Origin of the sequence: Streptomyces sp. NPDC048278, from assembly GCF_040652195.1 — a bacterium.
Taxonomy (GTDB): Bacteria; Actinomycetota; Actinomycetes; order Streptomycetales; family Streptomycetaceae; genus Streptomyces.
This window is the reverse complement of the sequence record NZ_JBEZLP010000001.1, coordinates 22,771-45,257: the sequence shown is the minus strand read 5'-3', so window position 1 is coordinate 45,257 and position 22,487 is coordinate 22,771. Positions and strand designations below refer to the sequence as shown.

Here is a 22,487-nt window from a genome sequence, read left to right as displayed (position 1 = left end):
GACCCTTCCGAGAAAGGCCGCAGTCGTGGCAGAGATCCTGAAGCACGCCGTGCCCCGGGCCGAGGTGGCCGCCTCCCTCGATCAGGTGCGTGAGACGGTGACCGGTGTCATCGCGGACATCCGCGAGCGCGGTGACGCGGCCGTCCGCGAGTACTCCGAGAAGTTCGACAAGTGGAGCCCCGACTCCTTCCGGCTGAGCGCGGAGGAGGTCGAGAAGATCGTCGCCTCGGTGCCCCGGCAGGTCATCGACGACATCACCTTCGTCCAGGAGCAGGTCCGCACCTTCGCCCGCCGCCAGCTCGACTCGATGGGCGAGTTCGAGGTGGAGACGCTGCCGGGCGTGCGGCTCGGCCAGAAGCACATCCCCGTGCAGGCGGCCGGCGCCTACATCCCCGGCGGCCGTTACCCGCTGACCGCCTCCGCCCACATGACCATCGTCACCGCCAAGGTGGCGGGCGTGCCGCGTGTGGTCGCCTGCACCCCGCCGATCCGCGGCGAGATCCCCGCCGCCACCGTCGCCGCCATGCACCTGGCCGGCGCCGACGAGATCTGGCTGCTCGGCGGCGTCCAGGCGGTCGCCGCGATGGCCGTCGGCACCGACACGATGGAGCCGGTCAACCTGATCGCGGGCCCCGGCAACGCCTATGTCGCCGAGGCCAAGCGCCAGCTGTTCGGCGAGATCGGCATCGACCTGTTCGCCGGACCGACCGAGATCCTGGTCCTCGCCGACGACCGGGCCGACCCGTTCGTCTGCGCGGTCGACCTGCTCTCCCAGGCCGAGCACGGCCCGGACTCCCCGGCCGTCCTCATCACCACCTCCCGCGAGGTCGCCGAGCGGACCCTCGCCGAGGTCGAGCGGATCCTGCCCACCATGCCCACCCGCGACTACGCGGAACCCGCCTGGCGCGACCACGGCCAGGTGCACGTCGTCGGCTCCACCGACGAACTGTACGAACTCGCCGACGCGTTCGCCTTCGAGCACGTCGAGGTGCTGACCGCCGAACCGCGCCTCGCCCTGGAGCGGATGACCCAGTACGGCGCGCTGTTCCTCGGCGAGGGCACCTGTGTGTCGTTCGGCGACAAGGTCATCGGCACCAACCATGTGCTGCCCACACGTGGTGCCGCCCGCTACACCGGCGGACTGTGGGTGGGGAAGTACCTCAAGACGGTCACCTACCAGGAAGTCACCGACACCGCCTCGCAGGCCCTGCTCGGCCGGCTGTGCGGACGTGCCTCCCGGGTCGAGCTGTTCGAGGGCCACGCCCGCTCGGGCGACGTACGCGCCGCGAAGGCCGCCGGCGACGCGCTGCCGTGGAACGAAGCGTGAGCCTGGACGGCCGTACGGCCCTGGTCACCGGCGGGGGAGGACCGCTCGGCCGGGCCTTCGCGCTGGCGCTCGCCGACGCCGGGGCCCGGGTGGTCCTGGTCGGCCGGAACGAGCAGGCCCTCACGGAGGCGGCGGCCAAGGTCGGCGAGGCGGCCCGCACGGCCGTGTGCGACGTCTCCGACCCCGGCTCCGTGCGCGCGCTGGCCGCCGGACTCGCCGACGAGGACGTGTCGTTGCTCGTCAACAACGCCGGTGTCGCGGGACCGGTGCGGCCCCTCGTCGACATCGAACCCGACGAGTGGGACAACGTGTTCGCCGCCAACGTACGCGGCGTCTACCTCATGTGCCGGGCCTTCCTGCCGGCCATGCTCGCCGCCGGCCGGGGCGACATCGTCAACGTGGCCTCGGTCAGCGGCAAACGGCCGCTGCTCAACCGCACGCCGTACACGGCCTCCAAGATGGCGCTGATCGGCCTCACCCGGACGCTGGCGGGCGAGGTGGGCCCGCACGGTGTCGCGGTCAACTCCCTCTCCCCGGGCCCGGTCCGGGGACCCCGCATGGACCGCAACTTCCGGCTCACCGCCGAACTCACCGGCTGCACCGTCGAGGAGGCGGAACGGGACTTCGCCTCCCGGGCCGCGCTCGGCCGGCTGGTGGAGGAGGACGAGGTCGCGCGGGCCCTGGTCGCCATGCTGGCGATGTCGGGACTCTGCGGGGCGGACATCGACCTGTCGGCGGGGATGATCGCCCCGGCGTAGGCACCTGCCCGGGTTCGGCGAGGTGGACGGCGTACAGGCCGTCCGCCTCGCCGGCATGTGTGCCCGCCACCCCGGGCTGTGGCCACTCTGTGTGAGCGCCATGAACTCGGCGGCCCGATCCGAGGCATCGGGTTCCGGGATGCGTGTGTGCAATGCCTGTCCCGGGTTTCCCAGGGCTGATTCACTCCCACCTGCACACCTCAGGTGCTTTCGTCGCCCTGGTTTCGGCGGGCGACTCGTAACTCTGCGCGATGACGCACCCGCGCATTCCACCCGTGGAAAGGCCTGCAATGACGCTGACAACCCGACGCTCGTTCCTGATCGCCGGTTCCGCCACGGCAGCGGCCGTGCTCGTCCCGGTCGCCTCCGGCACCGCCACCGCCGCGCCGAAGGCGGCGGGCAGGACGATCTCCGTCGCCGCGGGGGAGACCTACGAACTCGCCGCCACCACCCGGGTGAGCCGGTTGACCGTGGGCGACGGCGGCAAGATCGTCGCCCCGGACGGGTACGACATCAGCCTCACCGTCGACGGCGTGGAGACCGGCCAGCTGCTCACCGCGACCGGCGCCACCGGGACCCTCATCCAGGCCGGCACCTACCGCGGTGACGTCGTCCTCACGGTCGCCGAGGCCAACGACGTCACCTACCAGACCCTGACCTTCCCGTTCCGGCAGGCCCTCTACGTCGGCTCGGACGGGGTCGACTCCGCGAAGTCCGTGCTCTCCGCCGTCCGCGGCGGCAAGGTCACCGACACCGCCGCCCGGAACGTGTCGATCGCCTCCACCGGCGAGTGCTTCAACGGCGTCTACGTCGAGAGCGGCAGCTACACCCTCCAGAACCCGGCCATCACCCTCGACGGCAACGGCCGCTCCGACTTCGCCGGGTACGGCGCGGCCGTGGTCGGCGACGGCTCCGCGACCAAGCTGGTCGTGGACGGCGCCCGGATCAGCAACAAGGGCGTCGTCCGCACCACCGTCATCGCCGACGGCGGTGCCAACGTCCTCGTCAAGGACTCCTTCCTGCGCGCCCGCAACGGCGTCCTGCCCGCCGACTACCAGGCCACCGTCGAGACCCCCTACATGGAGTCGGTGCCCTGGATGCTGGGCCTGGACGGCAACGTCCGCGCCACCAACCTGATCGGCGCGGGCAGCGTCGCCACCTACCTCAACTCGACCGTGTTCTCCGAGACCTGGGGCGCGCTGTCGGTCGAGGGCGGCAGCGGCCTGAAGCTGACCGCGATCAACAGCCACGTCGGCAACACCGGCGACTACGGCTACGGCACCTACGCCATCGGCGACGCCACCGTCCGCGTCCTCGGCTCCCGCTTCGACGTCGGCTCCTACGCGACGATCATCGCCGGGCCCGCCGCCGTGGTGCACTACGGCGACAGCACCCGCGCCGCTGTCGCCGCCCTCAACACCGAGCTGGAACTCGGCCTGTCCAACGGCGAGTTGCGGAGCATCCCGGAGCGCAGCACGGTGGTCAACTCCGGCCACTTCGGCTACATGTTCTTCGGCGCCGGCCAACTCACCCTGGACGGCGGCACGGTCATCAACTCCGAGCGGGCCACCTTCCTCAACAAGGGCCAGCAGACGACCATCTCGGTGGACGGCTCGCAGGGCGCCCGGCTCAACCCGCGCGACGGCGTCATCCTCCAGATGATCGAGCTGGACGACCCGGGCCCGGTCCCCGTCAACGGCAAGATGATGAACATCGGCGTCTACACCGAGCCCACCACCGACCCGGTGAAGAACTCCTCCTTCGACGTCACCGCCGTCCACTCCACCGACGGCGCCGCCACCTTCAGCTCCATCAAGGTGAAGGGCGACTTCTACAACGGCATGCGGGGCGGCAAGAACATGGTCCTCACCTTCGAGGGCTCCGGCGTCGAGGGCGTCATCTCGGCGACCAAGGCCAAGCACCGGGTGTCCTCGATCGACTCGTCCACCTTCTACGAGCTGGGCATCGTCACCAACACCGCGCAGGCCGCCGTCAACAACGGCGTGGTCGTCAAGCTGAACAGCGGCTCCACCTGGACGGTCACCGGGACGTCGTACCTGACCAGCCTCACCCTCGCCGCCGACGCCGCCGTGCGGGCGCCGCGCGGCAGGTCCGTGAAGCTGACGGTCGACGGCACCGAGACGGCGATCACCGCGGGCTCCGCCTACACGGGCGCCCTCACGCTCACGGTGGTGTGACACCGGACGGCGCGGGCGCGTCCCCCGACGGGCCGCGCCCGCGCCGTCCGCTCCCGTAAGCTGGCCGGATGTTCAGCCCCGAAGGCCCGAGCCTGCGTGAACTCACCGTCCAGGCGCTGTCCTCGGTCGAGCGCGGCTACGACCTGCTGGCCCCGAAGTTCGACCACACCCCCTTCCGGACACCCGACTCGATCCTCGACGCGGTCGCGAAGGCGCTCACCCCGCTCGGCCCGTTCGAGGACGGTCTCGACCTGTGCTGCGGGACGGGAGCCGGTACCGCGGTGCTGGCCCAGGTGTGCCGGCACAGCGTCACCGGGGTCGACTTCAGCGCCGGCATGCTGGAGATCGCCCGCCGGCAGCCCCCGCCCGAGGGCCCGGCCGTCACCTACGTGCGCGGCGACGCCCGGGCCCTGCCGTTCGGGCCAGGCTTCGACCTGGTCGTCAGCTTCGGGGCGTTCGGGCACTTCCTGCCCCGGGAGCTGCCCGGCCTCTTCGACCAGGTCCACGGGGTGCTGCGGCCGGGCGGCACCTTCGCCTTCCCGGTGCTCGCGCCGCCGCGGCCCACCAGCCCCGGGTTCTGGATGCTGCTGGGCTTCGACGCCGTGATGCGGGTCCGCAACGCCCTGTGGCGACCGCCGTTCGTCATGTACTACCGGGCCTTCCGGCTCGGCGGCGTACTGGACGAGTTGGCGCGGACGGGGTTCGGCACGGAGCTGTACCCGCTGCCCGGGTTCGGGGAGCGCGACGACGGCAGCCCGCGCGCCCGGCTGGTCGTGGCCCGGCGCGGTCAGCCCGCGGCCGGCACCGTGAACTCGTAGACCAGCGCGTCCTGCTGGGCGTCCACGACCAGGTCGGTGATCTCCAGCGGGCGGGCGTACTGGTCGTGCACCCGGCGGGTCACCCGCACCGAGGACGCGTCCGCGACCTGGGTGATGGAGTCCCGGTGGTGCAGGGTGAGGCCCGCCTTGCGCATCCAGTCGTAGGCCCGGCGCAGCTGCGCGGCGGTGCAGCCGTCGGCCCGGTCCCGGTACCGGCCCAGCTCCTCGACCTCGGTCAGGGCCACCGTGGAGAAGGAGGTCACGGCGGTGCGCAGGGTGTGTCCGTCGGGCGAGGCGGACTCGTAGCGGTGCACCAGGGTCGGCCGGTGCGGGGCCAGCCCGAGCGCCGCCGCGTGCTCGGGCGAGGGCTCCTCCCAGGTCACCGTGGCCCGGTCGACCGCCCCGTGCTCCGTGGGCCCGGCGCCCACCGGGAAGGCCAGCGAGACCGGGCTCTGCACCGGCCGGCCGTGCAGCGTCGCGTGACTGCCCCGCCGGTCCGTGGCCACCAGTCCGCTGTGCCGCAGCACCTCCAGCGCCTGCCGGACGGTCTCCCGGCTGACCCCGAAGTGCCGCGCCAACTGCCGTTCCGCCGGCAGCCGTTCCCCGGGCGGCAGGGTGCCGTCCCGCAGTTCGCCGAGGAGTTGTGTCGCGATCCGCCAGTACAGGGGCTGCCCTTCGCTCTCGGAGTGATGGTGGGGGGTGGTGCGGGCCATGCCGCTCCTCCTGAGGGTGACAAGACGTAGCCGTGCGGGTTCGTTCCGCGACCACATCTAGCATTGGTCTAAACCATCAGGGAAGAGCGGCAGCCGGGTTCGGCCGAAACCGTGCGGGCCTCACAGACTCGCGTAAACGGCCTTGACCAGGGCGGTCTTCCGCGGGTCGTCCGCGATCCGCGGCCCCATGCGGTTCATGACGTAGCCGAGGGAGACCCCCGCTTCCGGGTCGGCCAACCCGCAGGAGCCACCGAACCCGTCGTGCCCGAAGGCCCGCGGGTTCGGCCCGTACGAGCCGTTCGGCCCGCTCAGCCAGAGTCCGAGCCCGATCTCGGTCTCGTGCTCGAAACCCGCCCCCAGCACCAGGTCACGGCAGCTGCCCTGGCCCTCCCGCACCCGCTCGGCCGCCGCCGGCGACAGCACCCGCAGGCCGCCGTACTCGCCCCCGCCGGCGAACACACCGTACAGCGCCGCGACCGCCCGGGCGGTGCCGTGCCCGTTGGCCGCCGGGATCTCGGCCGCCCGCCACTCGGGGGTGTTCGCCGCGCCCGCGCCCACGCCCGGGTTGGCCAGGGCGGCGACGGCGGCCGGCGCCAACTGGCTGAAGATCGCGGCCTGTTCGCTGTCCGACACGACCCGGGGATGCATCAGCTCCGCCGCCCGCCCGGACTCCTTCTCCGGCAGCCCGACCGTGAAGTCGATCCCCAGCGGCCCGGTGACCTCCCGCTCCAGGAACGCCCCCGGCAGCAGCCCCGACACCCGCCGCACCACCTCGCCGACCAGGAAGCCGAAGGTCAGCGCGTGGTACCCGGACCTGGTTCCCGGCTCCCACCACGGCTCCGTCGCCGCCAGCCGCGCGGTCGTCAGCTCCCAGTCGCACAGGTCCTGGAGCGAGTGCGGCTCGCGCAGCCCGGACAGCCCGGCCCGGTGCGAGAGCAGGTGGCGGACCAGGACCCCGTCCTTCCCGGCCGCCGCGAACTCGGGCCAGTACTCCGCCACCGGCGCGTCGAGGTCGAGCAGCCCCCGGTCGGCCAGGATGTGCGCGCACAGCGCCACCGGGCCCTTGGTGGTGGACCACACGTTGACCACGGTGTCCCGCTGCCACGGCCGGTTGTGCGCCGGATCGGCCCAGCCACCCCACAGGTCCACCACCGTCTCGCCGCCGACCGTCACCGCGACGGCGGCGCCCAGCTCCTCCCGGTCCCGGAAGTTCTCCTCGAACGCCTCCCGCACCGCGGCGAAACGCGGATCACAGTGGCCGTGGACCTCTGCCTCTGCCTGTGGCTGTCGCTCGTGCTCGGACATGCGGCCTCCGTCGTACGCCGGAAAACCCGGACCGCGACGCTGCGCCCCGGGCACCCCGAACATACCGACTGGTCGGACCGGGAGGAAGGTCAGAGCAGGAAGAGTCCCCCGGCCGGCTCCTGGTGCCCCTCCGCGGTGTGCCAGTAGTCGCGGGACTCCACCGCGAGGCCCCGCGGGTCGAAGCGCACGAACACGCACCCCGCCAGCGTGCCCGCCGTGCCCCCTTCCTCCGACCGCACCAGGAACTCCGCCGCCGCGACCCCGTCCGGGCCCACCAGCGGCGCCGAGAAGCGGACGTCCGTCACCCGCTCCGCCTCGAACGACCAGCGCAGATAGGCGGAGAGTTCCTTCCGGCCCCGGTGCGGGGCGCGGAACGGCATCGAGCGGTGCACGCAGTCCTCGGCGTACAGGGCGAGCAGCGCGTCCACGTCGTGCGCGGCCCAGCCCCGCTCCCAGACCCGGACGAACCGCTCGGCGGCCTCCCGTGTGTCCAACTCCGCCGCCTCCTCAGACGTACGAGCGCAGCCAGCGCGCCTTCGCCGCCTCGTGGTACGGGCCGCCGCCCTCGTGGTCGTTGAAGTCGTACACCTCGATCGCCTTGTCCTCGTGCGCCCAGGAGTTGAAGGCCGCGTAGACCGTGGAGGGCGGACAGGTCTGGTCCTCCAGGGCCGCCGAGAACAGCGCCGGGGCCCGGCCGCGCGCCGCGAAGTGCACCCCGTCGAAGTAGGAGAGGGTGCGCTGCACGTCCGCCGAGCGACCGCGGTGGGTCTTGAGGAACAGGGCGATCTCCCGGTACGGGTGACGGTCCGTCAGGGTGACGGCACGCGGGAAGTCGCAGAGGAACGGCACGTCCGGCGCGACCGCCACCAGGTCCGGGACCAGACCGCCGACCGCGAGGGTGATCCCGCCGCCCTGGCTGGCGCCGAGCGCCACGGTCCGCGTCGCGTCGGTCAGCGGGTGCGAGCGGGCCGCCTCCACCGCGCGGACCGCGTCCGTGAAGACCCGCCGGTAGTAGTAGTTCTCGGGCGCGTCGATGCCCCGGGTCATGAACCCGGGGTACGCCGGCGCACCGCCCACCGGGTCCGCGGTGCCGCCTCCGCCGCCCCAGGCGCTGCCCTGGCCGCGGGTGTCCATCGTGAAGTGGGCCCGTCCCGTCGACGCCCAGAGCAGGTTCTCGTGCGCCAGCCCGCGCCCGCCGCCGTACCCGACGAACTCCACGACCAGCGGCAGCGGTTCGGTGGTGCCGGCCGGCAGCCGCAGCCAGCCCCGGACCGGGTGCCCGCCGAACCCGGCGAACGTCACGTCGTAGACGTCGACCGTGGACAGCCCGGCGTCGACCGGCTCGAAACGTGCGTCGAGATCGTGCTCGCGCGACTCCTGGAGCGTCCTGGACCAGAAGGCGTCGAAGTCGTCGGGCGCCACCGACGTACTGCGGTGTTCCCGGAGCTCGTCGAGGGGGAGGTCGAACAGGGCCATCAACAACCGCCTTGGAGAAGGGGAGGTGCGGATGATCACACCGTACGTGGATGGTCCGACGAATCGCCAGGCCTCTGTGGACTCCGAAAATTGCGACATGCCTCTGCCGGCGGCTGCGGATCTGCTGGTCAGGGGGTCGGACTGCCGGCGGTGGACGGCGAGCGGAAGGTCCCGGAGGGCCGGGCGGCTGCGGTGGGTGGTCGGGTCACCTCGGGCACCTGGGGCTCAGTCGTAGCGGTGGGCGTCGGGTCCGAGGGGCGGGCGTGGACGACAGGGGTGGACGCGCGGGTGGTCGGGTCGGACACGGCGGGCCCGTCAGGGGCGTCAGGTGCGGCCCCGGGTCCAGTCCGGGCCGGTGCGTGCCCACTCCTGTTCCCACTCGGTGAGCCGGTGGCGCAGCGCCACCCGGCGCACGATGCCATGGCCGAGCAGCACCACGGCCGCCGCGGCGCCCGCCCCGCACAGGCCCACGGTGACCGTGTGCTGCCAGACGGCGATGTCGTCGGGCGGCGGTGCGACCCCGTGCCCCTGCCGGTCGAACCACACGTCCACCACGTCACCGGTCCGGGTTCCCGCCGGCACCCGGGCCAGCGCGGTCTTGGTCCCCTCGCCGGGGACGGTCCAGCGGACATTCGTCTGGTAGGCGTGCGCCCCGTCGCCGCCCTGCACCGACGGCAGCTGCTCCGGGGCGCCGCCGACGACCTCGGCCCGCACCATGTGCCGTTCGGCCCGCTCCACGACCGCCACCGCCCGCGCCTGCTCATGGGCCCAGAGCCCCGCCACCGCACCCACCAGGGGCGCTCCCACGCACAGCAGGACCGCGACGGCCAGCGCGATCCACGCCTCCACCATGTCGGACTTGCGCCGCAGCGGGTTCTGCCGCCAGCGCCAGCCACGCACCCGGGTACGCATGTCGACCTCCTCGCCGCCACAAGAGCCGGAGGGCCGGACAGCCGGTCCGCAGCTCCCAGCGTGCCCCCGCTCGCATGCGAGCGTCCACACGGGACTGGTACCCCGTACGGAGTACCTCGCTCCCTCCGGCGGGCCCGGACGCGGCAGCGGCTGAAGCACAGGTTCCGCCGCGCGCCCCGGCCGGGCGCCGGTCAGGCGTCGGGCCGGGCGGAGGCGTCCGTGATGTACCCGGTGAGGAGGTCGCGGCAGACCGGGACGAGTTCCGTACCGGACAGGCCGCGTTTGGGCAGGAGGGCGGTGGCTCTGCCCCTCTGGTCGAGGAGGACGAACTGCCTGTCGGATTCCGTGAACGAACCGAACTGGGACCAGGCGAAGGCGATGGTTCGCCCCTCGCTGCGGATGGTCAGGGCTTCCGGTGCGATCTCCGCCTCGTGCGGCAGCCGCATACGCGGTGAGCGCCGCGGGGCCGCACGCGCCTTGCGGCGAAGGCTCCACCGGGTGGTGCGGGCGAAGGCTCTGACGACGTCGTTGACGAGCACCACCGCGAGCAGCAGGACGGGAATCCACCACTGCCAGGCCCGTCCGGTGGCGGCCAGCCACAGCACCATGGCCCACAGGATGACGAGAACGGCGACCGCCTGGCCCAGCACCCGCCTCCGCACCCGCCGCAGTGCGGGAGCGTGGATCATCAGTAACTCGACGAGGTCGTCGGTCTCCGGGACGTACCTCAGCGTCAGCGTCGGCTGCATCATCCCCCCTGCCCTGGACGTGCGAGCCCGCGCATCGTAGTGGCGTGCGCCGGAGAAAGGGAGAGCTCCGTGGCGTTGAAGGGCCCAGGTCAGACCTCGATCATTGCGGCCGTATGAACGATCGGCGGGTGCGGGAATAGCCGCTCCGCGCCCGTCCTTGCCGCTGAGTGCCGCTGCCCGGACACCGGTGACAGCACCAGAGAGCGAGGAAACACGATGCCCAAGGCGTACGTCTACACCAGGCACGGCGGGCCCGAGACCGAGGCCTTCGCCGAGCTGGACCGGCCCGTTCCCGGCCCCGGTCAGCTGCTGATCGCGGTCCGCGCGGCGGGGGTCAACCCCGTCGACTGGAAGCTGCGGGGCGGTTTCCGCCGCCCGGGCGAGGGGGAGGCGCACTTCCCGGTCGTCCTCGGCAGCGAGGCCGCCGGTGTGGTCGAGGAGACCGGCGAGGGCGTCACCGGCTTCGCGGCCGGCGACGAGGTCTTCGGCAACACGCCCGCCGGCGCGTTCGCCGAGTACGCCCTGCTGACGGCGTCCGTGACGGCGCACAAGCCCGCCACGCTGTCCTTCACCGACGCTGCCACCCTGCCGGTCGCCGCGGCCACCGCCTACGACGGCGTGCGCCAGCTCGACCTGCCCGAGGGCGCCACCCTCCTGGTCACCGGCGCGGGCGGCGGGGTCGGTGCGGCGGCCCTGCAGATCGCCCATGCCTGGGGCCTGCGGGTGGTCGGTGTGGCGAGCGAGGCCAAGAAGGACTTCGTCGAGTCGCTGGGCGCCGTGCACGTGCCCTCCGGCCCGGGGTGGGCCGACCGGGTGCGGGCCGCCGCGCCCGAGGGTGTGGACGGCGTCTACGACCTGGTCGGCGGGGAGGTGCTCACCGAGGCCGCAGGACTGCTCGCCGACCGCACCAGGCTGATCACCGCGGGCGCCCCGCCGGAGACCGTCGCCGCGCTGGGCGGGGCCCGGGTGGAACGCGCCCGCACCGCCGCGGTCCTGGACGAGGTGGCCGAGCTGGTGGCGGCCGGCGAACTCGACCCGCACGTCTCGCGGACCTTCCCGCTGGACAGGGCCGACGAGGCGCTGCGGGCCGTCGAGGACGGGCACGCCCTGGGCAAGATCGTGATCGAGGTCGCCGGATGAGCGTCCCGCACCCCCGTGAGGGCGCTCCGCACGTCCTGGACAACCCCGCCCGCGCCTCGCTCACCGGCCCGCACGCCCTCTTCGCCGAGCGGCGCGGGCGGATCCTGCGCTACCCCGTCGACGTCTCCCCGTGGCTGGCGCTGCCCGACGACCCCGGCGCCGACGACTGGGCGGACCTCGCCGCCCTGGCCGGTCCCGGGGCGGAGGTCCCGCTGCCCGGCTACCGCGGTGAGCTCCCGGAGGGCTGGCAGCTCACGATGAACGTGGCGGGCGTACAGCTGGTGGACGAGGGCATGGACGCCGTCCCGGAGCCGGCCGCGGTCCGGCTCGGACCGGCCGACGTGCCCGAGATCCTCGACCTGGTCGAACGCACCCGCCCCGGCCCTTTCCTGCCCCGCACCATCGAGCTCGGCAGCTACCTGGGCATCCGTCGCGACGGCAGGCTGATCGCGATGGCGGGGGAGCGGCTGCACCCGCCGGGCTGGACCGAGATCAGCGCGGTCTGCACCGACCCGGCCCACCGCGGTGAGGGCCTCGCGACCCGGCTCATCCGCGCGGTCGCGTACGGCATCCGGGAACGCGGCGAGACGCCCTTCCTGCACACCGGAGCCGAGAACGCCACCGCGATCCGGCTGTACGAGTCGCTCGGCTTCCGCCTGCGCCGCCGTACCGCCTTCGTCGCGGCCAGGGTGCCGGAGCCGCTCGGTCAGTCGTCCGCGGAGCCCGCCGGGGTCCCGGCGTTGTAGCGCTCCAGGTATCCGGCGAACCTGACCAGGTCCGCCTCCGGCCAGTCCGCGAGCCGCTCCTGGAAGGCGGCCCGGCGGCTCCGCGTGACCTGGGCCAGGATCTCCTCGCCCGCCTCCGTCAGGTGCAGCACCTGGACCCGGTGGTCCTCCGGGTCCAGGCGGCGCTCGATCAGCCCCGCCCGCTCCAGCGCCGCCACCTGCCGGCTGACCGTCGACTTGTCCAGCGCGTAGTGCGCGGCCAGGTCGGTGGCCCGGCAGCCGCCGCGCTCCTCCAGGTGTCCGAGCAGCGTGTACGACACCAGCGACAGTTCGGGGTGCATGCGCCCGGCCGACGCCCGGGCCCGGCGCGCGAACGCCGTCATCTCGCGCTGGATGGTCTCGACTGCCGTCTCCGCCGTGGTCACGGAATACCTCCTCCGACGATCTAGTTGTATAGTACAACTTGACAGTGAGTTGTATAAGCCAACCAGTTTGGCCCGTAGGTTCTGGAGGTCGTACGCGATGAGGTCACCGGCACTGCGCCATGTGCTCACGCACCTGATCACCCCGCTGCTGATGTGCCTGGGTATGGGGCTCGCCTATATGGGCGCGTTCGTCCACCCGGAGCCGAACCACATGCCGGTGGCCGTGGTCGGCGCCGGACCGGAAGCGAAGGTGTTGGCGCAGACCATCAAGGACACCGCCGGCGACAAGCTCGACGTCCGTACGGTCCCGACCCGCGCCGCGGCCGTCGCCCTGCTCAGGTCCCGCACCGTGACCGGCGCGTACGTACCGAGCGCCAGGACTCCGGAGCTGATCGTCGCCAGCGCAGCCTCCGACATGGGCGCCACGGCCGTCGAGAAGGTCTTCACCCCGGTCGCCGAGAAGAACGGCGCCGCCCTCAAGGTCACCGACGTGGCCGAGCCGGTCGCCGACGACCCCACGGGACAGGGCCTCTTCTTCCTGCTCATCGCCGTGAGCATCGGCTCCTACGCCTCCGTGGCCGCCCTCGGCGCGGCCGGCGCGGCGCTCCCCATGCGGATCCGCGCCCTGCTCGCGCTCGGTGTCTCCGCCGTCGTCAGCGGCATCGGCGCGTTCCTCGCCGGCCCGGTGTTCCACCTCGCCCACCACGACCTGGCCGGGGTCTGGGGCATGGCCTGGCTCTACTCCGCCGGCATCCTCCTCGTCGGCGTCGGCCTGCACACCTTCCTCAAGCGGTGGACCACGCTGACCATGATGGTGCTCTTCGTGATGCTCAACTTCACCAGCTCCGGCGGGTTGTTCCGCCCCGAGCTGCAGAACGGCTTCTTCGGCACCCTGCACGCCTTCTGGAACGGCGCCGGCTTCGTCGAGGGCGTCCGCAGCCTGCTGTACTTCGGCAGCGACGGCCTGAGCCGCAACGTGTGGACCCTCGCGGTCTGGCTGCTGGTCGGCCTCGCGGTCACCGCCGTCGCCGCGGCCTACGAGCGGGCCAAGGCGGCACCGGCCGCCGCCGTGGTCGTACCGGAGTCCCCTGCCGGCCTGATCGAGCAGGCCGCGGAAGCCGAGGAGGAGACCGAGGAGACGGTCGGCGTCTGACCGCCTGCCAGTCTCCCCGGCCGAACGCCGGAACCGTCCGCCCGTCCGACCGCCCGTCGGCCCCCCCCGCACGCGGCGGTCCGGCGGGCGGTTAACCATATGACCGGCGTATCGGCGTCCGGCTAGGCTCCCCGGTGATGACCTCACTCTCCGAAACCACCGCCTCCGCCGTCGTCTCCGCGCTGCGCGCGGCCGGCTGCGTCTTCGCCGAGGACGAGGCGGAACTGCTCCTCGCCACCGCCCGTACCCCCGGCGAGCTGGCCGCCATGGTGGACCGGCGCGCCGCCGGTCAGCCCCTCGAACACGTCCTCGGCTGGGCGGAGTTCCACGGACTGCGCGTCCTCGTGGAACCCGGCGTGTTCGTGCCCCGCCGCCGGACCGAGTTCCTGGTCGACCAGGCCCTGGCCCAGGCCCCCGGCGCGTCCGTCGTCGTGGACCTGTGCTGCGGCTCCGGCGCGGTCGGCGCGGCCCTCGCCGCCGCCCTCGGCGACGTCGAACTGCACGCCGCCGACATCGATCCGGCCGCCGTCGGCTGCGCCCGCCGCAACATCGCCCCCTACGGCGGCCACGCTCACGTCGGCGACCTGTTCGACGCCCTGCCCGCCGCCCTGCGCGGTCGCATCGGCATCCTCGCCGCCAACGTGCCCTACGTCCCCAGCGACGAGATCGGGCTGCTGCCCGCCGAGGCCCGCGAGCACGAGCCGCTGGTCGCCCTGGACGGCGGCGGCGACGGACTCGAGGTTCTGCGCAGGGTCGCCGCGGGGGCCCGCGAGTGGCTCGCGCCCGGCGGCTGCGTCCTGGTCGAGACGAGTGAACGCCAGGCCGAGGACGCCGTCGAGACCTTCCGCCGCGCCGGACTGACCACGCGGCTGGAGGACTCGGAGGAGCTGTACGCGAACGTCGTGATCGGGGTGTGTGACTGACACCGCGCCCCGGGCGGACCGCCTCTCTGCCCCCAGGTGAAGGGGCGACTGCCTCTTCGTGCCGTTCGGCCGGCGAAGCGGGTGGCGAGGCGCTCCGGTCGGCAGGATCTGTACTGCGGTCGGCGGCAAGCAGTCAGACACGGAGCACACCGGAACGGGACGCCGAAATCCACCGCCGCACGCTCACGACGGCGTGGTCCGACGGTACGGTGCATCGTCCGTCCTGGTCATAGGAGAGGCACACTCATGGCAACCATCCTGCTCGTTCACGGAGCGATCGCGGACGGGTCGTCCTGGAGCAAGGTCATCCCGGTTCTGCAGGACGCCGGACACGAGACCGTCGCGGTCCAGCAGCCCCTGTCGTCGATCCCCGACGACGTCGCCAAGGTCCGCGGCGTGCTCGACGAACTCGACGGCCCGGTCGTCGTGGTCGGACACTCCTTCGGCGGCGTCGTCATCACCCAGGCCGCGCACGCCGCGCCGAACGTGAGTGCCCTGGTGTACGTCGCCGCGTTCGCCCCGGACGAGGGCGAGAGCGCGCAGAGTCTGGGCGAGCCTTTCGGCCAACTTCCCTCCGCGTCCCATTTCAAGATCGACAAGCAGGGGCGTTTCACGCTTCCGCAGGACGTCTTCCCCCAGTACTTCTGCCCGGACGTCGACCCGGCGGAAGCCCGGGTGCTGGCGGCCGTCCAGGGGGCGAGCGACGTCGCCCGCTTCGGTTTCGTGTCCGGACCGCCGGCCTGGCGCGAGCACCCCACGCACTTCGTCGTGGCGGAGAACGACCAGATCATCCCGCCGGACCTGGAGCGCTTCGTCGCGGAACGCATGGGTGCCACGACGACTTCGGTGGCCGGCGCCGGTCACCTGGTCATGGTCTCGCAGCCGAAGGCCGTCGCCGACGCGATCCTGGCGGCGGCGCACTGACACCGCCGGGGTGACGGCCCGCGGTGACGCCGGGTCCGAACCCCCGCCCGCAACAAGCCTGTTCGCCCCGGTTCCGGGGCCGCGGCCGTCAGGCCGCGGCCCGCACCGGGTGACGGCCCGGTCACGGCACTAGGTGGTGGCCCCGCTCCCCGAAGGGCTCGGCGACGGCGACCGGTCACCGGGGCGCTGCCACGGGCCGCCACGGTCGTGCATGCCGCCGCGGCCCATGCCCATGAAGTCGCCCGAGAACGCACCGGACGCGGTCGGCTTGCCGCCGTCGCCGCGGGTGCCGATCAGGAAGGCTTTCGCGTCCTTCTTCAGGGTGTCGGAGTCGCCCCGCACCTTGACGTCCGAGCCCACGGTCCACGTCCACGACGTGCCGTCGTCGCTCTTCACCGTGACCTGGTCGCCGTCCACGTTCTCGACCGTGCCCCGCTGCCAGACCCGCACCACGTACTTGCCGGTGTCCGGGTCCTTGACGGTCGCCTCGCCGTGCACGCCCATGCCGCCCATCCCGAACCAGCCGTGGCCGGGGCCGCGCCCGTCCGGTGCGGAGGGCGCCGACGGCGCACCGGAGGCTGCCGGGGACGCGGCGGAGCCGCTGCCGCCCGAGCCGGCGGCGAACGCCACCGTGCCGCCCAGGGCGAGCGCCCCGGCGACGAAGGCCACGGTCACCGCGCGCACGCGGAAGGACTGGCGGCGCCACCGGTCGCGCAGCGGTACGCCCGGCTCGCGGTCCGGCCCCGGCCCCGAGAGGACCTCTGACGGGGCCTCCCACCCGGGCGCGGCGGCCTGCGGGGGACGGTCGGGCATCGGCGGGATCGACGGCTCGGTGCCGTCGACGTCACGGCGGTGTTCCTGCTCCGGTTCGTGCGTCACGGCTCGCTCCCATCGGCGAACGGCGGCACGCGGCATTGCACGACGCATGCCTCTCTGTGAATTGTGCGAGGGAACCGATAAGAACCCGGTAATCAATTCCTGTGAATTCTGTGAATTCGACGCATCCGCACCGGGGAGTCCGGCGCCCCGGCGTCCCCCCCCGCTACGGCAGGCTGCGGGCCCGCGCGATGAGCAGGGCCACGTCGTCGTGGTTGTCGGGGTGGTGCAGCTCCCGCAGCAGCAGGTCGCAGACGTCCTCCAGTGGGCGGGCGGGGCCGTCGAGCAGGGCCAGCAGTTCGTCGAGGCGTTCGTCCAGGGAATGCCTGCGGGTCTCCACCAGGCCGTCGGTGTAGAACACCAGCTCGTCGCCGGGCTCGAAGTCGACGGCCGTGGTGGCGAAGGCGACCCCGCCGACGCCCAGCGGGACCCCGGTGGGCAGGTCGAGGAGTTCCGGCGGACGGCCGGGGCGGACCCGGGCCGGGGGCAGATGGCCGGCGTTGGCGATCCGGCACCGGCGCAGCCGCGGGTCGTACACGGCGTACACGCAGGTCGCGATGGAATGGTCGAGGCCCGACGTGGTCTTGTCCAGGTGTTCGAGGAGAACCGCCGGATCCAGGCCCAGCGCGGCCAGGGTGGTGGTCGCGGTGCGCAGCCGGCCCATCGTCGCCGCCGCGTTGATGCCGCTGCCCATCACGTCGCCCACCACGAGCGCCGTCCGGTCGCCGTCCAGCGGGATCACGTCGAACCAGTCGCCGCCCACCTCGACGGTCGCGCCCGCCGGCTGGTAGCGGGAGGCGACCTCCAGACCGGGGGTGACCCGGGGATGCGTGGGCAGCAGGCTGCGCTGGAGGGTCAGCGCGGTGGTGCGGGCGTTCTCGTACCAGCGGGCGTTGTCGATCTGCACGGCCGCCCGCGCCGCCAGTTCCCGGGCCAGCAGCAGATCGTCGTCGTCGAAGGACGCCGGATTGCGGGTGCGCTTGAGATCGAGGGCGCCCAGCACCTCGCCGCGCGCGATCAGCGGCACCGCCAGATACGAGTGCACCCCGGCCCGGCCCAGCAGCACCGTGGCCTCGGAGGAGGGGGCGATCCGGGCCAGGTCCTCGTCCTTGACCTGCGGCACGGCGACGGCTTCCCCGCCCCGGACGCATTCGGTGATCAGCCGGTCCGGCGCGTACCGGGCGACCGTGCCCGGCGCGTCGGCGGCCTGGACCGCGTCCGCCTGCTGCTCCGCGCGCACGGCGAGGGCCCGGAGCACGGCCGGCTCCGCCGGGCCGAGCGTGCTGCGCCGGCCCTCGACCACCGTGTCCAGCAGGTGGACGGCCGCCACGTCGGCCAGCTCCGGCACGGCGACGTCGGCCAGCTCCCGGGCGGTGCGCCCCAGGTCCAGAGTGGTGCCGATACGGGCGGAGGCGTCGGCGATCACGGCAAGCCGGCGACGCGCCTGCTCGGCCTCGACCCCGGCCCGGTACGGCTCGGTGATGTCCACCACCGAGGTGGCCACGCCCAGCACGTTGTCCAGCGCGTCGTCCAGCCGGTAGACCGACACCGACCAGATGTGCTCCGCGTCCGGATCGGCCGGAGTACGGCCCACCGCCGAATGGTCGATGACCGGCTCGCCGGTCCGCAGCACCCGCAGGTAGGCAGACTCCAGGGCATCGGCGTCCAGCGAGGGCAGTACCTCGCGGATCGTCCGCCCCACGTGCTCGGCGGCCGGGACACCGTTCATCTGCTCCATCGCCGGGTTGACCGACACGAACCGCAGGTCCGTGTCGAAGACGGCCAGTCCGATCGGCGACTGCTGCACGATCCGTTCGGACAGCGCCACGTCCTGCTCCAGCCGGCGCACCGTCGACTGGTCGGCGGCCAGACCCAGTGCGAACACGTCGCCGTTGTCGTCCGTGAGCCGCATGTTGCGGAACTCGACCACATGGGTGGAGCCGTCCTTGTGGCGGATCGGGAAGCCGCCGGCCCAGCTCCGCCCGGTGCTCATCACGTCCGCGAACAGCTTGCCGACCAGTTCGATGTGGCGTTCGTGCACCATCAGCCGTGCGGCGTACTGGCCGAGCGCCTCCTGCGCCGAGTAGCCGAAGAGCTCCTCCGCCTGCGGGCTCCACAGCACGATCCGGCCCTTGGCGTCCAGCACGACCGAGGCCACGCTCAGGACGTCCAGCAGCCCGCCCGGCCGCACGGGCCCGCGCAGGGGCTCCCGGCCCCCCGGCACCGAGGCCTCGGCTGGACTCATCGCACGCACCGCCTTCGGACTTCCGTACGGCACGCCGTCCCCCGTGCCGACTCCCCTTGTTCTATCGCGCTCACACCCGACTCTCCGATGTCACCGCCGACTTTTCCACCATCTCTCAACACGGCGGCATCTGTACGGCGAAGTGACCACAGGGGCGGCAGGGGCGTGAGTTCACTTTCCTGTCCTGCCATTGATCTGTACATGTCCATGGGGCCCGCGCGAGACTGACCGGCGCACGCGCGTCCCACCCCCCGATACCGAGGAGTAGGCTTCCATGCCCGCGTCCACCCGGCAACGTTGTCGCGCAGGCCTGACCGCCCTGGTCGCCCTCGCCACCACCCTGGTCCTCGCCACCGCCGCCCCGGCCTCCGCCGCCGACACCTGGACCGAGACCGGCTCCGACCACGCCGATGCGCTCACCGAGAGCCAGGGCCTGACCTCGGTCGAGGTCCCGGCCAACAGCCCCAACCGGTACACCGGCATCGGCACCATCCCGCTCAGCGTCTCCAGCCGCGGCTGGAACCACGTCGGCGACCCCGACGAGTCCTACGACGGCTACTTCGTCGAGCCCTACCAGGCGGACTCCGGCACCGCCAAGATGTACCGGGTGCAGGCCCCCGACGGCACCTGGTCGGAGTACGTCCACACGCTCGCCTCCGGCGAGGCCCTCAACAACTCCTGGTCCGCCATCACCCCCGACAGCCAGTACATGCTCTCCGGCGAGTACGGCACGATGACCCGCTTCCTGGTCCTCCCGACACCGGGCGCCAACAAGAGCACCTCGCCGTCCGCGAACCTCCCGCTCGCGTCCGTCGTCAACCTCGACCACGCCGTGCGCGACGTACAGGGCTGCGACTTCTCCAGCGCCACCACCCTGCTGTGCTCCTCGGACGACCCGGACGGCAGCCTCTTCGGCTACACCAAGCCGCTGCTCCAGATCGACCTGTCCGCCCAGCCCGGCTCGGCCGATGTCACCGGGCACGTCACGGCGCTGCGCCAGCTGCCGCTGCGCAGCTCCTGCTCGGGCACCTTCGAGGCCGAGGGCATCGACTACGACCGGCGCACCGGCACCCTGCGCGTCATCGTGATGTCGCCCGGCTTCTGCGTCCTCACGGACAGCAAGACCTACAAGTTCACCCGGAGCTGAGCCCCACCGCGAGTGGTGCCCGCCCCGAAAAGGGTGCTTTTCTGTTGGCATGGCGTGGTTCGCGGGGGAACCCGTGCTACCACGCCATCGCCATGAGAGGAGCGATCACGATGGTCCGTGAGCGACTGCACGAGGAACCCGTCTCGCTGGAGATCAGCGGATGCAGCAAGGAGGACGCCCGGATCGTGTTCGACGCGCTGTGCCAGTGCTTCGAGTCGGACCGGGCCGCCGAGGACGTGCCGCAACAGCTCCACGAGACCCGCCCGATGGTGTGGCTCGGCACGTTCGAGGTCACCGACGCCCACGAGTGCACCCTCCCGCCCCGGCTCTCGGCCCCGGTCGAGGCCGACGCCCAGGGCGGGTACTGGGCGATCAGCCGGCTCCACACCACCCTCGACTCCCTGTTCGCCGTGCGGAACCTGTCGTCCGCGTCGGGGGACCAGGAGAAGGAGCTGCATGTGCTGCTGGAGAGCCGAGGGGCGTAGGGCACTGGGTGACAACCCAGTGATATGTCACATGTCACACGCAGTGGTATGTGACATGCCACAGCACTCACCCCCTCCCTCCTTATGCAACTAGTTGCATAAACCGTGCGCGGTCCTCTACAACTACGGTGACGACACCGCGCACGGAGGCCCCCATGAGCCGTTACCCCCACCTGCTGGAACCCCTCGACCTCGGCTTCACCACACTTCCCAACCGCGTGCTCATGGGCTCCATGCACGTGGGCCTGGAGGAGGCCGAGCGCGGCTTCGAGCGGATGGCGGAGTTCTACGCGGCCCGGGCCCGCGGGGGAGTGGGCCTCATCGTCACCGGCGGCATCGCACCCAACGACGAGGGCCGGCCCTACGAGGGCGGTGCCAAGCTCACCACCGAGGAGGAGGCCGGGCGGCACCGGACCGTCACCGAGGCCGTGCACCGCGAGGGCGGCCGGATCGCGCTGCAGATCCTGCACTTCGGGCGGTACGCCTACCACCGCGACCTGGTCGCCCCGAGCCCCTTGCAGGCCCCGATCAGCCCCTTCGCCCCCCGCGAGCTGACCGACGCCGACGTCGAGCGGACCGTCGACGACTACGCCCGTACCGCCCGCCTCGCCCGGCAGGCCGGTTACGACGGCGTCGAGATCATGGGTTCCGAGGGCTACCTCATCAACGAGTTCGTCGCCGCGCAGACCAATCGGCGCACCGACCGCTGGGGCGGCTCGTACGAGAACCGGATGCGGTTCCCCGTCGAGATCGTCCGCCGGGTCCGTGCCGCCGTCGGCGACGACTTCATCATCGTCTACCGGCTGTCCATGCTGGACCTGGTCCCCGGCGGCTCCTCCCTCGACGAGGTGATCACCCTCGCCCGGGCCGTGGAGGCCGCCGGGGCGACCATCATCAACACCGGCATCGGCTGGCACGAGGCCCGCATCCCCACCATCGCCACCTCCGTCCCGCGCGGCGCGTACACCTGGGTCACCAAGAAGCTGATGGGCGCGGTGTCCGTGCCGCTGGTCACCACCAACCGCATCAACACCCCGGAAGTCGCCGAGGAGTTGCTCGCCGAGGGCTTCGCGGACATGGTCTCCATGGCCCGCCCGATGCTCGCCGACCCCGACTTCGTCAACAAGGCCGCGGCCGGCACGCCCGAGGCCATCAACACCTGCATCGGCTGCAACCAGGCCTGCCTCGACCACACCTTCAGCGGGCAGATCACCTCCTGCCTGGTCAACCCGCGCGCCTGCCACGAGACCGAGCTGGTCCTCGCCCCGACCCGGATGAGGAAGCGCGTCGCGGTGGTCGGCGCCGGACCGGCCGGCCTCGCCTGCGCGGTCTCCGCCGCCGAACGCGGCCACCAGGTCACCCTGTTCGACGCGGGGGCCGAGATCGGCGGCCAGCTGAACGTGGCCCGCAAGGTCCCCGGCAAGCAGGAGTTCGACGAGACCCTGCGCTACTTCCGCCACCAGCTCGCCGCGCACGGCGTGGACGTACGGCTGAACACGACCGTCGAGCCCGAGGACGTCACCGGCTACGACGAGGTCGTGGTCGCCACCGGTGTCACCCCGCGCACCCCCGACATCCCGGGCATCGACCACCCCCGCGTCCTCGGCTACCTCGACGTGCTGCGCGACGACGCCCCCGTCGGCGACCGGGTCGCGATCCTCGGCGCCGGCGGCATCGGCTTCGACGTCGCCGAGTTCCTCACCGACGGAGGCGACAAGGCGAGCGAGGACCCGTCGACGTACTTCAGGCAGTGGGGCGTCGACATGGACTACCAGGGCCCCGGTGGCCTGGCCGCCCCCGAGCGCCCGGCGCCGCCGCGCACCGTGCACCTGCTCCAGCGCAAGGCGAGCAAGGTCGGCGCCGGGCTCGGCAAGACGACCGGCTGGATCCACCGCACCGAGCTCAAGCACCGGGGCGTCACCATGGTCCCGGGCGTGCGGTACGACCTGATCGACGACGCCGGCCTGCACGTCACCGTCGACGGCGAGAGCACGGTCCTGGAGGTCGACACCGTGGTGCTGTGCACGGGGCAGGAACCGCGCCGGGGCCTGTACGAGGAGCTGGTCGCCGCCGGCTGCAGCGCGCACCTCATCGGCGGTGCCGACGTCGCCGCCGAACTGGACGCCAAGCGGGCCATCAAGCAGGGCACCGAGCTGGCCGCCGCCCTGTAGCGGCCGTCCCTAGGATG

General features: G+C 72.5%; 21 protein-coding genes. 12 read left to right on the top strand and 9 right to left on the bottom strand.

The window, feature by feature from the left end:
• Positions 1 to 25: 25 nt before the first annotated feature.
• From hisD to AB0D74_RS00180, 4 genes are all read left to right on the top strand, one after another.
• Complete coding sequence (gene hisD / locus AB0D74_RS00195) at positions 26 to 1,327, top strand: histidinol dehydrogenase (protein ID WP_362578313.1); 1,302 nt, start codon at positions 26 to 28, stop codon at positions 1,325 to 1,327.
• A complete protein-coding gene (locus AB0D74_RS00190; RefSeq protein WP_362578310.1) occupies positions 1,324 to 2,085 on the top strand; it encodes an SDR family oxidoreductase in 762 nt (253 codons plus the stop codon). The genes hisD and AB0D74_RS00190 overlap by 4 nt, the downstream gene beginning before the upstream one ends.
• 290 nt (positions 2,086 to 2,375) lie before the next feature.
• Positions 2,376 to 4,283: a hypothetical protein gene (locus tag AB0D74_RS00185; protein WP_362578307.1), complete on the top strand. Its 1,908-nt coding sequence runs from the start codon at positions 2,376 to 2,378 to the stop codon at positions 4,281 to 4,283.
• A gap of 68 nt (positions 4,284 to 4,351) precedes the next feature.
• The gene (locus tag AB0D74_RS00180; protein ID WP_362578304.1) at positions 4,352 to 5,101 is read left to right on the top strand and encodes a class I SAM-dependent methyltransferase; all 750 of its coding nucleotides are present in this window, start codon (positions 4,352 to 4,354) and stop codon (positions 5,099 to 5,101) included.
• Here AB0D74_RS00180 and AB0D74_RS00175 read toward each other — a convergent pair.
• From AB0D74_RS00175 to AB0D74_RS00150, 6 genes are all read right to left on the bottom strand, one after another.
• Positions 5,071 to 5,814, bottom strand: a complete 744-nt coding sequence (locus tag AB0D74_RS00175) for a GntR family transcriptional regulator (RefSeq protein ID WP_362578301.1) — start codon at positions 5,812 to 5,814, stop codon at positions 5,071 to 5,073. The genes AB0D74_RS00180 and AB0D74_RS00175 overlap by 31 nt on opposite strands.
• Positions 5,815 to 5,934: 120 nt before the next feature.
• Complete coding sequence (locus tag AB0D74_RS00170) at positions 5,935 to 7,119, bottom strand: serine hydrolase domain-containing protein (RefSeq protein ID WP_362578298.1); 1,185 nt, start codon at positions 7,117 to 7,119, stop codon at positions 5,935 to 5,937.
• A gap of 89 nt (positions 7,120 to 7,208) precedes the next feature.
• On the bottom strand, positions 7,209 to 7,613 hold the full coding sequence (locus AB0D74_RS00165) for a nuclear transport factor 2 family protein (protein WP_362578295.1): 405 nt from the start codon (positions 7,611 to 7,613) through the stop codon (positions 7,209 to 7,211).
• Positions 7,614 to 7,626: 13 nt separating this feature from the next.
• Positions 7,627 to 8,595 (bottom strand): acetylxylan esterase, encoded by a 969-nt coding sequence (locus tag AB0D74_RS00160; RefSeq protein WP_362578292.1) that lies wholly within the window; start codon positions 8,593 to 8,595, stop codon positions 7,627 to 7,629.
• A 324-nt stretch (positions 8,596 to 8,919) separates the two neighbouring features.
• Entirely contained in the window at positions 8,920 to 9,507 is a 588-nt protein-coding gene (locus tag AB0D74_RS00155) for a hypothetical protein (RefSeq protein ID WP_362578289.1), read from the bottom strand.
• Between the two features lie 191 nt (positions 9,508 to 9,698).
• A complete protein-coding gene (locus tag AB0D74_RS00150; RefSeq protein WP_362578286.1) occupies positions 9,699 to 10,259 on the bottom strand; it encodes a YcxB family protein in 561 nt (186 codons plus the stop codon).
• A 213-nt stretch (positions 10,260 to 10,472) separates the two neighbouring features.
• Here AB0D74_RS00150 and AB0D74_RS00145 point away from each other — a divergent pair, with 213 nt between their 5' ends.
• Positions 10,473 to 11,396: an NADP-dependent oxidoreductase gene (locus AB0D74_RS00145; RefSeq protein WP_362578283.1), complete on the top strand. Its 924-nt coding sequence runs from the start codon at positions 10,473 to 10,475 to the stop codon at positions 11,394 to 11,396.
• Positions 11,393 to 12,142, top strand: a complete 750-nt coding sequence (locus AB0D74_RS00140) for a GNAT family N-acetyltransferase (RefSeq protein ID WP_362578280.1) — start codon at positions 11,393 to 11,395, stop codon at positions 12,140 to 12,142. The genes AB0D74_RS00145 and AB0D74_RS00140 overlap by 4 nt, the downstream gene beginning before the upstream one ends.
• Here the strand turns inward: AB0D74_RS00140 and AB0D74_RS00135 are convergent.
• Positions 12,103 to 12,546, bottom strand: a complete 444-nt coding sequence (locus tag AB0D74_RS00135) for a MarR family winged helix-turn-helix transcriptional regulator (RefSeq protein ID WP_362578277.1) — start codon at positions 12,544 to 12,546, stop codon at positions 12,103 to 12,105. The two genes, AB0D74_RS00140 and AB0D74_RS00135, sit on opposite strands and share 40 nt — an antisense overlap.
• A gap of 97 nt (positions 12,547 to 12,643) precedes the next feature.
• Between AB0D74_RS00135 and AB0D74_RS00130 the strand changes: the two genes are divergently transcribed.
• The 3 genes from AB0D74_RS00130 (at position 12,644) to AB0D74_RS00120 (ending at position 15,546) form a co-directional block, all read left to right on the top strand.
• A complete protein-coding gene (locus tag AB0D74_RS00130; RefSeq protein WP_362578274.1) occupies positions 12,644 to 13,699 on the top strand; it encodes a hypothetical protein in 1,056 nt (351 codons plus the stop codon).
• 137 nt (positions 13,700 to 13,836) lie between these two features.
• Positions 13,837 to 14,622 (top strand): putative protein N(5)-glutamine methyltransferase, encoded by a 786-nt coding sequence (locus AB0D74_RS00125; protein ID WP_362578271.1) that lies wholly within the window; start codon positions 13,837 to 13,839, stop codon positions 14,620 to 14,622.
• A gap of 246 nt (positions 14,623 to 14,868) precedes the next feature.
• Complete coding sequence (locus AB0D74_RS00120) at positions 14,869 to 15,546, top strand: alpha/beta hydrolase (RefSeq protein WP_362578268.1); 678 nt, start codon at positions 14,869 to 14,871, stop codon at positions 15,544 to 15,546.
• Positions 15,547 to 15,675: 129 nt separating this feature from the next.
• Here the strand turns inward: AB0D74_RS00120 and AB0D74_RS00115 are convergent, their stop codons facing one another.
• Together AB0D74_RS00115 and AB0D74_RS00110 are read right to left on the bottom strand one after the other, a co-directional pair.
• Complete coding sequence (locus AB0D74_RS00115) at positions 15,676 to 16,425, bottom strand: hypothetical protein (protein ID WP_362578265.1); 750 nt, start codon at positions 16,423 to 16,425, stop codon at positions 15,676 to 15,678.
• Positions 16,426 to 16,588: 163 nt separating this feature from the next.
• Entirely contained in the window at positions 16,589 to 18,667 is a 2,079-nt protein-coding gene (locus AB0D74_RS00110) for a SpoIIE family protein phosphatase (protein ID WP_362578262.1), read from the bottom strand.
• Between the two features lie 274 nt (positions 18,668 to 18,941).
• Here AB0D74_RS00110 and AB0D74_RS00105 point away from each other — a divergent pair, with 274 nt between their 5' ends.
• The 3 genes from AB0D74_RS00105 (at position 18,942) to AB0D74_RS00095 (ending at position 22,470) form a co-directional block, all read left to right on the top strand.
• Positions 18,942 to 19,814, top strand: coding sequence for a hypothetical protein (locus AB0D74_RS00105; RefSeq protein WP_362578259.1), 873 nt, complete (start codon positions 18,942 to 18,944; stop codon positions 19,812 to 19,814).
• Between the two features lie 110 nt (positions 19,815 to 19,924).
• Complete coding sequence (locus AB0D74_RS00100) at positions 19,925 to 20,299, top strand: hypothetical protein (protein ID WP_362578255.1); 375 nt, start codon at positions 19,925 to 19,927, stop codon at positions 20,297 to 20,299.
• Positions 20,300 to 20,454: 155 nt separating this feature from the next.
• Positions 20,455 to 22,470, top strand: coding sequence for an NADPH-dependent 2,4-dienoyl-CoA reductase (locus tag AB0D74_RS00095; RefSeq protein WP_362578253.1), 2,016 nt, complete (start codon positions 20,455 to 20,457; stop codon positions 22,468 to 22,470).
• Positions 22,471 to 22,487: the final 17 nt, after the last annotated feature.

Coding starts and splice junctions, on each gene's coding strand:
- AB0D74_RS00150 (WP_362578286.1), bottom strand. CDS start 10,259: ATGATGCAGCCGACGCTGACGCTGAGGTACGTCCCGGAGACCGACGAC.
- AB0D74_RS00170 (WP_362578298.1), bottom strand. CDS start 7,119: ATGTCCGAGCACGAGCGACAGCCACAGGCAGAGGCAGAGGTCCACGGC.
- AB0D74_RS00095 (WP_362578253.1), top strand. CDS start 20,455: ATGAGCCGTTACCCCCACCTGCTGGAACCCCTCGACCTCGGCTTCACC.
- AB0D74_RS00125 (WP_362578271.1), top strand. CDS start 13,837: ATGACCTCACTCTCCGAAACCACCGCCTCCGCCGTCGTCTCCGCGCTG.
- AB0D74_RS00175 (WP_362578301.1), bottom strand. CDS start 5,814: ATGGCCCGCACCACCCCCCACCATCACTCCGAGAGCGAAGGGCAGCCC.
- AB0D74_RS00105 (WP_362578259.1), top strand. CDS start 18,942: ATGCCCGCGTCCACCCGGCAACGTTGTCGCGCAGGCCTGACCGCCCTG.
- AB0D74_RS00160 (WP_362578292.1), bottom strand. CDS start 8,595: ATGGCCCTGTTCGACCTCCCCCTCGACGAGCTCCGGGAACACCGCAGT.
- AB0D74_RS00120 (WP_362578268.1), top strand. CDS start 14,869: ATGGCAACCATCCTGCTCGTTCACGGAGCGATCGCGGACGGGTCGTCC.
- AB0D74_RS00180 (WP_362578304.1), top strand. CDS start 4,352: ATGTTCAGCCCCGAAGGCCCGAGCCTGCGTGAACTCACCGTCCAGGCG.
- AB0D74_RS00185 (WP_362578307.1), top strand. CDS start 2,376: ATGACGCTGACAACCCGACGCTCGTTCCTGATCGCCGGTTCCGCCACG.
- AB0D74_RS00155 (WP_362578289.1), bottom strand. CDS start 9,507: ATGCGTACCCGGGTGCGTGGCTGGCGCTGGCGGCAGAACCCGCTGCGG.
- AB0D74_RS00130 (WP_362578274.1), top strand. CDS start 12,644: ATGAGGTCACCGGCACTGCGCCATGTGCTCACGCACCTGATCACCCCG.
- AB0D74_RS00145 (WP_362578283.1), top strand. CDS start 10,473: ATGCCCAAGGCGTACGTCTACACCAGGCACGGCGGGCCCGAGACCGAG.
- AB0D74_RS00100 (WP_362578255.1), top strand. CDS start 19,925: ATGGTCCGTGAGCGACTGCACGAGGAACCCGTCTCGCTGGAGATCAGC.
- AB0D74_RS00140 (WP_362578280.1), top strand. CDS start 11,393: ATGAGCGTCCCGCACCCCCGTGAGGGCGCTCCGCACGTCCTGGACAAC.
- AB0D74_RS00110 (WP_362578262.1), bottom strand. CDS start 18,667: ATGAGTCCAGCCGAGGCCTCGGTGCCGGGGGGCCGGGAGCCCCTGCGC.